Below are 13,523 nucleotides of genomic sequence, written 5' to 3' on the forward strand. Positions count from 1 at the left end.
GTGAAGCAAGGGTTAGTCGGAATCCACATGATTGTGCAAAATGAAGAACATTACCTGCCCCGTTGTCTGGGCAGCTTCCAATCACTTGCAAGTGAATGCTTTGTTACAGATACCGGCTCCGTGGATCGCACGGTTGAGATTGCTAGACAACATCAGGCAACGGTGCTACATGCGAAGTGGGATGAGGACTTTGCTTCTGCCCGTAATATCAGTCTGCCGCTGGCGAGTACGGACTGGATTCTGTGTGTGGATGCAGATGAATATGCCGTAGAAGGGATTGATGAGCTACTTGCGTTCCTTCCAACGGTCGAGCCTGGCATCACCAAATTACGAGTCACCATAATCAATCGAATCGGCGAACAGGAGCAAGCGAATGTGTTGTTCCAGCCTGTCCGTCTCTTTCGAGCAGGTCGAGGATACCGGTACATTGGACGAATCCATGAGCAGCTTGTTCGTGGCACCATAGGAGATCGGGAAAGAGCGATAACTGCGGATGAAAGCATAGAGAGCGAGCTACCTATCGATATATCAAAAAACGTATCGGTGGAGCAGGAACCCCTCGCTCCATTAGTGATCATGCATGACGGTTACTTGCCGTCTACTATGGCGACCGGACATAAACCACGTCGCAATCTCAAGCTGTTGCAGAAGCAGCTTGCAGAGCAACCAGAACATCCTTTTCACCTCTATAATCTCGGTGTGACGTACTGCCAGCTAGGACATGTGGAGAGGGCGATAGAAGCATTCGCGCAATCTCTTCAATCTACTCCGCTGGAGGCACCCTACCGTCCAACCTTAGTTCGAGATTATGCGAAGGTGCTAATCGTGCTGGAACGATATGATGAAGCACATGGACTTCTGGCTGTAGAGAGACAGCGTTATTGGGGCTATGCGGATCTGCATCTATTGTTCGGGGAGACGTTGGAGCAGCAGGGTTTGGAAGAACGCGCCTATCAAGTTTATGCAGAAGCAGTTGAGCATCATACAGACGATGGAACACAAGAGAACATAACGAAGATTGAATGGCAGGGAAAGAGTGATATAGCAAAGACGACTCAATCCGAACCAGCTTATGTCACAGAACAGGGCTCGGCTACCTATAAACCCTATACAGCGATGGGACGGTTAGCGCAAAAGAAAGGCTTCCTGCAAGAAGCAGCTCAATTATATAGGATTGCACTAGTTAAAATGCCAACCTATACGCCAGCGTGGAAAGGCTTAGCGGATGTGCTGCAACAGTCTGGTGAGCCAGATGAACGGATTGCAGAACAATTGCAGGTGCAATGGAAAGAGGGACTGCAACGAGATGACATTGAGGTTAATCGGAACATAACAGAGGTTGTTCAAGCACTTGCCTCCTGTGGAGCATACGCACAGGCACTCCACCTTCTGCAAGATCAGGATCGCAACCATAACATACTGGAAGCTGACCTCGTGCGCTGGATGCTGTGTGCGAACAGGGTGTCCGAAGTGCAAGAATGGGCGGAAAGGCAGTATATAGATGGGAAAGATCGTCATCTATTTAAACATTCTGAGCTGAAAATGGACTGGGCAGTGGCGTGCTGGGCTCATGGTTCAACGCTACCATCTTCGTTTCTGGCTGTAACTGAACTAGAGGAAGGCTCTACATGGAGAGCATTGGACAGTTTACTTTGCGAGAACGGACCAGAGATTGAGATAGGAGCGAGAACCAATACCGAAACGAAGAAAAAGAGCAACATAGAGATAAAGGCACCTAATAATACAGAGACAAGAGTGAAATCACACTTGAAAGATGAGGGTTGGGATCAGGATAAGCGCATCATTCAGCGAGACGAAGATCGTCAAAAGGTCACGACATCGCAAGTTTCAGCAGGCGTACGAACGCTAGCGAGAACAATCATAGAACGGGCTGTGCAGACAGGACAGTTATCCCTTGCGAAACGGTTGCATATGAAGGTCGCTGAGCTGTATGTGGAACCTCATGAACGTTTGTTGCACAAGCAATGGATCGCCGAGGTGCTGTATCGAGCCGGATATACGATGGCAGCAGCTGAGATGTTAATTCAGTGTATGGCAGAAGGGGAGCTACAGGCGCAGAGTCTATTTATTCTGGGGGAAACGTTGTATACCAGAGGGCATTATGATCAAGCTCTAGCTCTGTTTCAACAAGCATTAGAGCAAGAACCAGGATTGCAGCGAGCCAGAGCAGGAGCATCTCTCTGTTATTTGCAGCTGGCTACGGGGGTCATGAAGCAGGAGATAACACGCTCTCCTTCTGTCGCTGAGCTGACAGCTCAACTGACGGTGCTGGAGCAAAAATTGCGACTTGCTGAGGGGCTCCCTTGGCGTACGGTCTTCCATGCGAAGGAAAGGAGGAATCAAGTTGCCGAACAATCTCATTTCGCTATGCATGATCGTAAAGGATGAGGAACAGTGGCTACCTCAATGTCTGGACAGCGTGCAAGCAGCGGTCGATGAAATCATCATTGTAGACACAGGTTCTTCAGATCGAAGTGTAGCAATTGCGAAGTCGTATGGAGCAATGGTTGTGCATTTGGCGTGGAGCGATGATTTTGCTGCGGCACGTAATGCTGGACTCGCGCGAGCTTCCGGCGATTGGATTCTCTTTCTGGATGCGGATGAAGCGCTGGATCAGGCTGCTCAGGAGCAGATCAGGAGCTGGACGGCAGTCAGCGGATGTGACGGATTGTTTTTAAATATCCATAACTATACAGGTTCGGGTGAGCAAGGGGCTACGGTTAATCCGGTGTTGAGGTTGTTCAGGAATGCACCGGAGCACCGATTCGAAGGACGGATACATGAGCAGATCGCGGCGGCTATTTGCCGTAGGAATCCAGAGGCGGCGTTTCACCTAACGGATATGATTATCCATCACTATGGCTACCAGACGGCTGTGGTGGAGCATAAGGATAAAGTGAATCGCAATTTACGTTTGTTAGAACAAGCGGTGAAGGAAGAGCCGGAGCAGCCGTTTCATCACTATAACCTAGGTGTCGAATATTTGCGTGTGGGGGAAGCAGAGCAGGCACTGAAGACATTTGGCGTGGCTAAGGCGGGCATTGATCCAACCATAACAAGTTATGCGCATCTGCTATGCAAGTATGAGATCAGATGTCTCGAACATCTGAATCGCTGGCAGGAGGCGTTGGAGCATATTGATGCAGCGCTGGAGCTATTTCCGGATTATACGGACTTAATCCATCATCGCGGGGTATGTGAGGATGCGCTCGGACACGTGGAGAAGGCAGAATTTTGGCTACGTGAAGCGGTCCGTGTGGGAGCGCCGCCGCCAATGTACCATACGGAAGAAGGCCTTGGAACCTATCAGACGTGGTATACACTGGGAAGACTGCTGGAAGGAAAGGCAGATCTGGAGGGTGCGGTAGATGCCTACGTAGAGGCTGTTCGTGCTAAATCGAGCCTGTTGCCCCCGTTGTACCGGATATTCCGCATTATGCGGGTATCGGGGCAAGAGCAGCAGATACCCCAACTAATTAAAGAACGCTTTGCACTGGAGTCGGAAGAAGCGATATACAAAGTGCTGGGTGTAATGGAGCAAAGCCGCTGTTATGAGGCGGCAGTCGAGTGGTTAACAGAGCTTACATCATCGGGTGATTCAATAGAGAAACGAGAGCGATTATCCATGGCAGAGGCATTGCTTCAGATTCAGCGGGGAAAATGGAAGGCTGCCAGACTCAAGCTGGAGCCAATTCAGCGCAAAAAGGGTCTGTATGCAGGGCAAGCTTCCCGATGGCTAGATCGATTACATTGGGCTCAGGGAAGACCCATAGCAGGAAATGATGGACTATGCAATTGGCTCTATCATCATTCCCGACCGGATAGACTGGAGGGAGAAGGGCATGGCAAGGATGAGGAAAGTAACACACCTGTGACCAAAGGAGATTCAGCCAATGCCGGATACGAGGGATGGCAGGCATTTGGGTTGCTAATGGAAGGCTGTGTACAATCAGGCCAGTGGGGAGAGTTTCATGCGCTGATTCAGATGGGTCGGCAACAGCTCGCGACTGGGGTCTCATCGGGGGGAGAGACGCATCAGGAGCAAGCAGAAGAGCCTTTTGTTGGGGCAGCCAATACGGCAGCGGGTACGAGTTGGTTGGTTCGTGGGCTCTTGAGTGCAGCGGATGAACAGCTTCGTGACTGGAGTGAAGGCGTAAATGGACAACGGCAGCGGTGTTGGCCGCTGGTGCAACGGCTTCGATTGGAACTGCCAGGGCCGGATGGTTTCGGGTCTTAAGTAGAGTAGAGGCGGATAAGGGCGGGGATAAACATGGGGACGGGAATCAGCTTGTGTATGATCGTTAAGGATGAAGCGCAGCATCTTGAGCGGTGTCTGAACGCAGTCCGTAATGTGGTCGATGAAATTATCGTTGTGGACACAGGGTCAACCGATGATACGCCTGACATTGCCCGTCGCTACGGTGCAATCGTGATGCGTGCCGCCTGGTCGGGAGATTTTGCTAGAGCGCGTAACCAATCCCTCGCCTTAGCGACAAATCCGTGGATTCTAGTGCTGGATGCAGATGAAGTGTGGCTGCCAACAGAGTCAATGCATGCTGAGCTAAAGCGTCTATTATCAAGTGCTCAGGATGAGATATGGGGATACTGGATACAAATTACGAGCTTGCTCGGTCACTCCGGTGAAGAACGAGTAACAGATGCAGTATGTCGTCTATTCAGGAACGATCCACGGATTGCCTTTATGGGGATGATTCATGAAGAGGTCGCTTCTTCCATCTATGCCTTTGCACCACAAGGGATTGCAGCGTGTGAGCTAGAGATTCTACATGATGGATATCTAGATAAGGTCATTACGAGCAAAAATAAAATAGAGCGGAACATGCGGTTAATCCGCTCCGCTCTGAATCAAACACCAGACCAGCCTGAATTGTTGTATGCACTCGCTGCCGAATGGTTTCAACAAGAAAATTACGAGGAAGCATTGCGGTTACTGGTTCCTCTGCTGGCAGGACTTGAACCGGGTTGTGGATACCACTCTGATCTGGTGCTCAAGACAGCGTATGCCTGGCGAGAATACGGACATCCTGAACGGGCGCTAGCTATTGTGCAATCGTGGACGCCGATATATACGGACTTTCCTGATCTGTTGGAGCTTGGAGCTGTGCTCCAGCTCGATCTGGGACATGAAGAAGACGCGCTGGATTGGTTGAAGCAAGCCAAATCCGTTGCTGGATCAGGCTCAAAGTACACGTCTGTTTCGGGAGCTGGATCATATCGCAGCTTGATCTTAGAGGGCATGGTGTATGAGCAGCTTGGTCAGTGGCAACAGGCAGAAGATGCCTATACGGCTGCAATTGAGACTAAGTCAGACAGCGTGGCTGCATGGCAGCGGTTGCTGTGGCTGGCTGCGATTACAGGGCGACCCAACGCGGTGGCACGCGTTGCAGCAAGGCACCACCTGCCACTAGTGGCATGGCAGGTAATGCTCCAGACTGCGCTGGATGCACACCGGCCAGAATGGCTGCTGCGCCATGCGAGCTCGCTCGCCGGTGTGATGCAGGGCCAGCCGCTGGCATCCGGGCTTGCACTGGCTCAGCTCGGCGAGGATGCTGCCGCCGAAGTGGAGCTGCGCCCTTGGGCGTTGCATGCGCAGCACAGGCCAGCCGCATCGCTGGCGCTGTGGGCGCTCGGCTGTAAGCGGCGCGGTGTGCCTGCCACAGCGCCAGGCGAGGTGGGCGATGCAGGCGAGGCAGCAGGCAATGCAGGCGAGGCAACAGGCGCTGTGGGCGATGTAGCAGGCGAGGCAACAGGCAGTGCGAGTGCCCGTGGCCTCACGCGCCGCTATGCTGCTGCAGCGCCGTGGCCTGCGGCAGCCTGCGCCGCGGACGCGCTGCTGCGCGAGCCCGCGCCATGCGGCGACGGCAGCGACCAAGCGCCCGCCGCCGCCGCGAGCCCGGCGCAAGCGCCGCAAGGCGCCGTGCACGCCGCCGCCGATGCGCTTGCGCGCGTGGGCGCCTGGGCGGCGTGGCTGCGCCTGCTGGCGGCGTTGCCGCCCGGCGCCGCACCGGCGCTGCTCGCGACGCTTGCGCCTGCGGCACGCTGCGGGGTGCTGCGCGCACCCGCGAGCGTCCGCGAAGGGCTGCTTCAGCTCTGCGGCGGCGAGCCACCAGCCGCAGGGCAGCCCTTTGCGGATGAAGTGCCCGCCGCCATCCGCACAGCGGAGGCCGTTGTGGCGGGCACGCTCGCGTTGCTCGCAGGGCGGCGGCAGGCCGCGCAAGCATGGGCCGAATGGGCCCAGCGCAGCTCGCTGCAAGCCACCGCCGCAGGCCGCTCGGCGACGACCGTTACGCCGGGCGTACGTGCATTGTTGCGCCTGACAGCTCCTGGCGCAACCACTGCTGACAGCTATGCAGCGCAATGCCAGCTGCTGTGGGTACACTTATAGAGGGTGTTCCCAAAGTCTGCTACTCCATTTCGTTCTTCATCCCATCCTCTTCTCGGTACTGAAAACCGACCTTTTTGAACTCGCACTTATAGATTCCGGCGTGCAATCCGTTAACTTTTACGAATGACTGCCCGAAAACAACGAATGGGGGTGCCATACATGTCAGACCAGATGGCATCCTCAGGCTCCTCCACGGTCAGCTTCCCATCAATCGTTAATCCAGTTACGGCCATAATGGTTTCTAACAGGTCAGGACGCATTTCGGGTACGTCAAACGTTGCAATTAACCTTCCATCTGGCTTCATGACTCGTGCAAACTCTCGAAACGCACGTAGCATTGTGCCTGTATCTAGATGCTCCAGTACAGAAATACAGAAGACGCGATCAAATGTGCTTGCTTCATAGGGTAACTGAGCTAGATTAGCCTGAGTGCGGTGAAGTTTGGTTAGATAGGATGCTGGGAATTCACGTACCGCTTCTTCGCCAAAATCTGAGATGATGTCCTGCCGGATGGCTTCCTCCGATAATATGCGATCATCCCAATCGCAGGCATGAACCTCCTGGCATTGCTCCGCAAGCCAGAATTTGAAGGGGTGTGAGATGCCACAGGCAGCATCTAGAACAATATCACTCGGACGGGCGAATTGACGAGCCCATTCGTATTCATAAGGTCTGCTCCACCATGCCGGATGTAAGGGGAATATCAGTGTATCTGTCTTCGGGTCGCCACGTCGAACATATCTGGATTCCATTAATTCTGTCTGATCCGCTGCATCCATCATCATCGAACCCCTTCCTTCATATCTACGTTAGCAAGAAATGTGCGGAGTACCTCACTCCATTTGTGTTTCCATCGGGATAGGTCATAGGCGAGTGCTGTTTCGCGTGCATAGATTCCAAGCCGTTCCCGCTCGGCTCTGTCTTGGACAAGTCGGACAAGAGCAGCAGTCAGCGCTTCCTGGTTTGGCGGAACGAGCAATCCGTTGAATCCGTCCTGAATTAGATCGTTTAACCCACCCACATTAGAGGCGACCACAGGTAACCCGCAGCTCATCGCTTCCAGGCAGGCATAGGAGGTGCCTTCCGAGAAGATCGTTGGAATGACGGCAATATCCGCGTGATGGTATGCCTCTCGAATATCCCTGAAATCATACGTATGGTGAAATATCCGATCAGCATGTGGGTGTGTACGGTGCCAGTAACGGAAGGAACGGCCTACGGTACTGCCTTCAACCAGTTCTCCGGCGAACTCAATCTCCAGATCAGGAAAGGCTCCGAGTAACTGATCTGCCGCCAGCATCATCGGAATGATGCCGCGTTCCAGGCTGACACGACGAGGATAGAGGATACGTACCGGACGGGAACTGGCATCTTGTTCGTTCAACTTATTCGCTACAGCCAATCCTTCAGGCTGTTCTTCACTTTCTTCATTCTCTTTGTTCTGCACCTGATGCTTCTGTTTAAGCTTGTTCTCAGAAACATCCTCATCCGTATTATGATCTCGATCTAGATCAGGAGATGTTGCATCAGACGTGCTGGAGATGACGATCTGATGGAGACGATCTTCATGATGCTCCAGATCTTCCTTCCACTGGGATAGCCACTGTGCCTCCTGTTCGTGCTGCATCTGACGCCTAGGAGGAGCAGGGGTGAAGTATGCGGTATCGACTGCATTCGGAATTAAAATGAGCTGTGCAGGGTCACTGAACGTGCATGAAGCACGGCAATAAGTCTGAAAATGAGAATCCACAGATACGATATTCAGCAGACCATCGACGGCCTGCTGAATATGCTCGGCAACCTGCTGTTTCGTTTCGAGTGGTAGAGCGGGTCGATCCCAGTTAATCCCGTGGCAGATACCGAGGCTGCCGGGTTTATAAGCGATCGGTTGCCAGATGCAACTAGCATAAATGATAGGACCGCGTGCAGCTTCGGCCATTCGGGTGAAGGCTTCAGGAACATCGTTCATATCATATGGGTAACCGAAGACGTCAATCTGTCCTGTGCGTGTCTGAAAAGCCTCGAAATAGGATAGTTGATGCACTTCGGGAATGTGTCCCATCTCATGTATGACACTGCATAGATCCAAAATATATCGTTCCAGTCCACCCCCGAATACCCGTGCAAACTCTCGGTTGTACCCGTCTGTGAAGCTGTGCGTTAGAATGCTGACTACCCCCATATCACTGCTCCTCCTTCCAAGGAACCAGCCGGGGTTCCGGATCAAGAATAGATTCATAGTGTTCGAGACTGCCCCATTGTCCGTCTGGATCAATGCGCTTGTAACGCAGATATTTACGCACCCGATCTTCCAGACTACCTGCCCAGCCGAGGTGTTGTACTTTTAATTCAGTATTCTTGCCAGGCAAGACCAAGCAGGACAGGGGGAGACGGGGAACATGATGATTCTGCTGTGGGTAGAAGTAGGGATATTCAGGTATATATCGCACAAGTGAGGCTGTGTGCCTCTGATGTAGGTTCCATAGGTCATCCTCTCGATAGTGAGTACGCCCACCCCACATATCGTAGAATCGAAATGCTACCCAGTCCGCATGCTCTTGGTTAATGAGCTGCCGCACGGCTTGTTTGGTTTTTGTACCGTACAACTCATCAGCATCGACAGATAGGAGCCAGTCTGGTGAGGTACTCACAGCTGCATGCCATAGGACATTACGTAGACGCCATTCCTGAGCAAATAACGGTTGTTCAAGCACCTCTAAGCGGACAACCTTGGGATAGGATCGGCAGATATCTGGCGTTCCATCTGTACTGGCATCATCCACGATCACGATCTCATCTACAAAATCACTCAGATTGTGCAGCACTTCCTCCAGATATCGTCCACGTTCGTTTCGAACCTGAAGCATTGCGGTCAGTTTGTTGTTTTGGCTTTTGCGGATACGCCGGATGGTGGCTGGTTCTACTTCGAGGATTGGCTCCCGCATATGCTGTTTGCGTTTTTTCGGGTCAAACATTAGGGCACCTCCCCAAGCAGCTGTTGTATCGCTTGTTCGAGCAGTTCCATTTCGACGATTCGGGCAAGTGCATGTTCATCATCAAGAGCTGATTCCAGAAATAACTTCACTGCTCCATGGCGTTCTCCCCGCAGGGCTAGAGCGGTGCCGGACAATTGGCGATAATCTTGCTGGCTTGCTTGATCCACAATATCTGTGGCATGAACCAGTTTAAGTGCTTCCTCCACACGTCCGGTTTCCTGGAAAATGCGAAACTTCCAGTGCCGAGCCGTTTCTCCGCCGAGCTTATCCAGTACTTTTAAAGCCGTTCCATAATCATCATTCAGACGTAATAGTTCTGCCTGCACGAGCTGATGCTCTCCCGCCTCCAGCCAGCGACATAGCTGCTCATAATGATGCCTTTCCTGATCCGTGGCGGCAGTCGTTCCGTACACATGCAGAGCGTGCTCCACTTCCCCGGCTCTTGCCTGAATGGCAGAGAGGAAACGGTAGTGTGATTGAACACAGTCAGAGCGCCCACATATGATTGCATGGGCAAATGCTTCTTGAACTGTGGCGGCTGCCCGAGAGTCTTCCAATATATATTCATAAGCAGCGAGCAAAAAGGATATTGTCTCATGTGCGCCTGTTTTGTAACGGAGCTTACGATAATAATCCGCTCGTAGCTTACATTGAAGCTGGGTAACCGTATCTGGCGCACTGCTGAGTATCTGTTTGAGTGCATGCAGAAAAAGCATTTCGTAATCCCGTAGCGGAATTTCAAGCTCATCCTTTTGCATCATCCCCGTAGGTGTAGGATCTTCTCCACCAAGCCAGACGGTGCGGACACCTTGAAATACCAGTTTCATATAACGCGTCTCTGAGGACGTACATACCAGATTAGAAATGCCTAACAGCTTGCTAATACAGCTCTCCCAGAGCGGCGAGTCAGCTTCCTCTTGGACAGGTTCTGGCAGGAGCGTTATGAACAGATCAGGCTGAATAGAGGCTACTGCGGTAAGCCAGTACGGATGCGCAACGACTGCAACAGTACGAGGCTGTTGTAGCAGTGCTTCCGCCTCCAGTAAGGATATCAACGTAATCGCTGTGGGTAGATCGTCTGATCGTTCCAGATGGCTAACATAGTAGACTGCCCCTTCAGCAGCCAGTAGTGCAGCAATGTCTGGATAAGGGAAAGTCGACCATCCCCCTTTACGGGGAAATAGAACATAGTGAATTAGAGAGGGGGGCGTCTCCTTATAATTTTGAGTAGTCTCGTTCGGATGAATCTGGCTCTCGCTGGATTGTACAGGTTCTTCCACGGGCTGGATCACCTCACTTTGTTTGCATTTTGACTCGGATAACACGGATAAAATTCATTCGACTCACTCCATATGTAAAGCCTGTTTCGCACAAGGAATAGGTTGCCTGACATTAACATATGGGCATTCCGTCTCAAACATGAGCAACTTCCGTGAATAGACGAAGTTGACAAGCATTCAAAATAACTGGAAACCATATTTTTAAAATTGTACTAATGTGTGACCGTCGTCACATTTTTGTGGATTTTTTGATTAAGTTTGTGATTATTGTCACATGTATAAAATAGGTAATCTGGCACAATACGTTCATCAATGTATTTGGTGGACTGACAGCGAAGGTGCAGCTTCAATACCAAGTACATACATAAATAATGCGAATAGAACAGAAAGAAGGGGTAACGGTATGGATCCGATCATGCTATCGCGAATCCAATATGCGCTCACAACGATCTTCCATTTCTTTTTTGTGCCGCTGTCCATCGGTCTAGTGCTGCTGGTAGCGATCATGGAGACGTTGTACGTCATGAAGGGGAAAGAAATTTACAAAACGATGGCCAAGTTCTGGGGCAAATTGTTCCTGATCAACTTTGCGGTTGGCGTCGTTACAGGTATCCTGCAAGAGTTCCAGTTCGGTATGAACTGGTCGGAGTACTCCCGTTTTGTTGGGGATGTATTCGGTGCGCCACTGGCTGTGGAAGCCTTGCTGGCGTTTTTTATGGAGTCTACCTTTATTGGGCTATGGATATTCGGCTGGGATCGTTTGTCCAAAAAAGTCCATCTGGCCTGCATCTGGCTGGTGTTTGTCGGCACCTTCTTATCAGCGCTGTGGATTCTGGCAGCCAATTCATTCATGCAGCACCCGGTTGGCTTCGAGATTAACAATGGCCGAGCCGAGATGAATGATTTCTTCGCTCTAATTACCAATGGTCAGCTTCTCGTGGAGTTCCCGCATACGATCTTTGGAGCACTAATGACAGGGGCGTTTGTTGTAACAGGAATTAGCGCCTATAAGTTGATGAAAAAGCAGGACGTTGAGATTTTCCGCAAATCATTCAATATCGCGATCATCATTGGTCTTGTATCCTCATTCGGTGTAGCCTTCTCTGGGCACTTCCAGGCACAATACCTGGTAGAGACCCAACCGATGAAAATGGCAGCCAGTGAAGGAACGTGGACAACCACAGAAGACCCTGCACCATGGACGGTGGTTGCCTTCATCGATCCGGATAAGCAGGAGAATTCAGGGGAGGTCAAAATCCCAGGATTGCTGAGTTACCTGTCGTACAGTAAATTTTCGGGCAGCGTCAAGGGGATGAAGGAATTGAATGCAGAATACCAGCAGACCTACGGCCCTGGAGATTACATCCCACCGGTGCGTACGACCTTCTGGAGCTTCCGCATCATGATTGCAGCGGGTGGTTTGATGATTGCACTTGCTCTATACGGTACGTACCTGGCTATGCGCAAGAAGCTGGAAGTGGCGAAGCCGTGGTTTATGCGCCTCATGGTATTTGCCATTTCACTGCCGTTTATCGCCAACACCTCCGGATGGATCATGACCGAGGTAGGTCGACAGCCATGGACGGTATTTGGCTATATGACGACAGAGGCCGGTGTTTCACCGAATGTATCGGCAGGTATGATCTTATTCTCTACCATTGCCTTCACGGCTGCGTACACCGTTCTGGGTATCGTAATGGTTTATCTGTTTGTGCGTGAGATCAAAGCAGGGCCATATGCCGTAGATAAGCCAGAAGATCAGGACGGGTCAGCCGATCCGTTCGGCGTGGAAGGGGGGTATTCCGTTGTCACTAAGTGAGCTGTGGTTTTTGTTGATCGCCGTATTATTTGTGGGGTTCTTTTTCCTTGAAGGATTCGATTTTGGTGTGGGGATGTCATCAGGCATCATCGCTAAGACAGACCGGGAGCGTCGTACACTGATCAATTCGATAGGCCCGTTCTGGGATGGAAATGAGGTGTGGCTGATTACCGCCGGGGGCGCCATGTTTGCGGCTTTCCCGCACTGGTACGCCACGCTGTTCAGTGGTTTCTACCTGCCGCTAGTTGTGGTGCTGTTAGCTCTGATTGGACGCGGGGTGGCATTTGAATTCCGCAGTAAAATGAAACAGCAGCAGTGGCGCAAAACGTGGGATATCATCATCGTTGTATCCAGCGCATTGCTGCCATTCCTGTTTGGCGTTGTGTTTGCAACGCTGATGAAGGGACTGCCGATTGATGGAGAGATGCAGCTTCGTGCAAGTTTTCTAGACATCGTTAATCCATATACGGTTGTGGGCGGGTTAAGTGTGACCTTGCTGTGTCTCGTTCATGGGCTTCTATTTGTCTCACTGCGCACTGTTGGCGAACTAAGAGAGCGTGCTCTCCATACAGCGCGCCAATTGATGCTTCCGCTTGCGGCTATACTTGCCATTTACGCGGTGATGACCTATCTCATGACTGACATTTTCTCTGTACGTGGCTGGGCGCTTTGGATCATGGTGATCCTTGGAGCAGCAGCGCTGGCTCTAGCGAATTATTTCGTTCGTCAGAAACGTGAAGGCTGGGCCTTTGGTATGACGGGAGCTGTAATTGCGATTGCTTTTGCTTCGGTATTTATCGGTCTGTTCCCAAGAGTGATGATCAGTTCGTTAGGCGCTGCATTTGACCTGACCGTATATAATGCTTCCTCGGGTGGGTACTCCTTGAAAGTGATGACGATTGTAGCGTGCACCTTACTGCCATTTGTCCTTGGTTATCAGATCTGGAGTTATTATGTGTTCCGCAAACGCCTGAACGAGCAGCACCACCTGGAGTACTGAT

General features: G+C 51.6%; 9 protein-coding genes. 5 read left to right on the forward strand and 4 right to left on the reverse strand.

The annotated features are described in order from the left end of the window. From M3636_RS16820 to M3636_RS16830, 3 genes are read left to right on the forward strand one after another with little or no spacing between them, the layout of a single operon-like run. Nucleotides 1-2,409: a tetratricopeptide repeat protein gene (locus tag M3636_RS16820; protein WP_251383281.1), complete on the forward strand. Its 2,409-nt coding sequence runs from the start codon at nt 1-3 to the stop codon at nt 2,407-2,409. Beyond that, a complete protein-coding gene (locus tag M3636_RS16825) occupies nt 2,366-4,258 on the forward strand; it encodes a glycosyltransferase (protein WP_251383282.1) in 1,893 nt (630 codons plus the stop codon). The genes M3636_RS16820 and M3636_RS16825 overlap by 44 nt, the downstream gene beginning before the upstream one ends. Before the next feature lie 33 nt (nt 4,259-4,291). After that, nucleotides 4,292-6,427, forward strand: coding sequence for a tetratricopeptide repeat-containing glycosyltransferase family 2 protein (locus M3636_RS16830; RefSeq protein ID WP_251383283.1), 2,136 nt, complete (start codon nt 4,292-4,294; stop codon nt 6,425-6,427). Between the two features lie 110 nt (nt 6,428-6,537). On the opposite strand, the gene M3636_RS16835 is transcribed toward M3636_RS16830, so the two are convergent. The 4 genes from M3636_RS16835 to M3636_RS16850 are packed head-to-tail and all read right to left on the reverse strand — an operon-like array spanning nt 6,538 to nt 10,703. Then, the gene (locus M3636_RS16835; protein WP_251383284.1) at nt 6,538-7,212 is read right to left on the reverse strand and encodes a class I SAM-dependent methyltransferase; all 675 of its coding nucleotides are present in this window, start codon (nt 7,210-7,212) and stop codon (nt 6,538-6,540) included. Beyond that, nucleotides 7,209-8,609: a glycosyltransferase family 4 protein gene (locus tag M3636_RS16840; protein ID WP_251383285.1), complete on the reverse strand. Its 1,401-nt coding sequence runs from the start codon at nt 8,607-8,609 to the stop codon at nt 7,209-7,211. The genes M3636_RS16835 and M3636_RS16840 overlap by 4 nt, the downstream gene beginning before the upstream one ends. 1 nt (nt 8,610) lies before the next feature. Continuing rightward, nucleotides 8,611-9,402, reverse strand: coding sequence for a glycosyltransferase (locus M3636_RS16845; RefSeq protein WP_251383286.1), 792 nt, complete (start codon nt 9,400-9,402; stop codon nt 8,611-8,613). After that, complete coding sequence (locus M3636_RS16850) at nt 9,402-10,703, reverse strand: hypothetical protein (protein ID WP_251383287.1); 1,302 nt, start codon at nt 10,701-10,703, stop codon at nt 9,402-9,404. The genes M3636_RS16845 and M3636_RS16850 overlap by 1 nt, the downstream gene beginning before the upstream one ends. Nucleotides 10,704-11,106: 403 nt before the next feature. On the opposite strand from M3636_RS16850, the gene M3636_RS16855 reads away from it, so the two are divergent. Continuing rightward, a complete protein-coding gene (locus M3636_RS16855) occupies nt 11,107-12,522 on the forward strand; it encodes a cytochrome ubiquinol oxidase subunit I (RefSeq protein ID WP_251383288.1) in 1,416 nt (471 codons plus the stop codon). Continuing rightward, complete coding sequence (gene cydB, locus M3636_RS16860; RefSeq protein WP_251383289.1) at nt 12,509-13,522, forward strand: cytochrome d ubiquinol oxidase subunit II; 1,014 nt, start codon at nt 12,509-12,511, stop codon at nt 13,520-13,522. Before M3636_RS16855 ends, cydB begins: the two co-directional genes overlap by 14 nt. Nucleotide 13,523 lies beyond the last annotated feature (1 nt).

It is taken from the genome of Paenibacillus sp. MER 99-2, from assembly GCF_023714095.1.
GTDB lineage: Bacteria > Bacillota > Bacilli > Paenibacillales > Paenibacillaceae > Paenibacillus.

Excerpts from the sequence above, each read along its gene's own strand:
- M3636_RS16830 (WP_251383283.1), top strand. The coding sequence starts at position 4,292 with ATGGGGACGGGAATCAGCTTGTGTATGATCGTTAAGGATGAAGCGCAG.
- M3636_RS16835 (WP_251383284.1), bottom strand. The coding sequence starts at position 7,212 with ATGATGATGGATGCAGCGGATCAGACAGAATTAATGGAATCCAGATAT.
- M3636_RS16840 (WP_251383285.1), bottom strand. The coding sequence starts at position 8,609 with ATGGGGGTAGTCAGCATTCTAACGCACAGCTTCACAGACGGGTACAAC.
- M3636_RS16845 (WP_251383286.1), bottom strand. The coding sequence starts at position 9,402 with ATGTTTGACCCGAAAAAACGCAAACAGCATATGCGGGAGCCAATCCTC.
- M3636_RS16855 (WP_251383288.1), top strand. The coding sequence starts at position 11,107 with ATGGATCCGATCATGCTATCGCGAATCCAATATGCGCTCACAACGATC.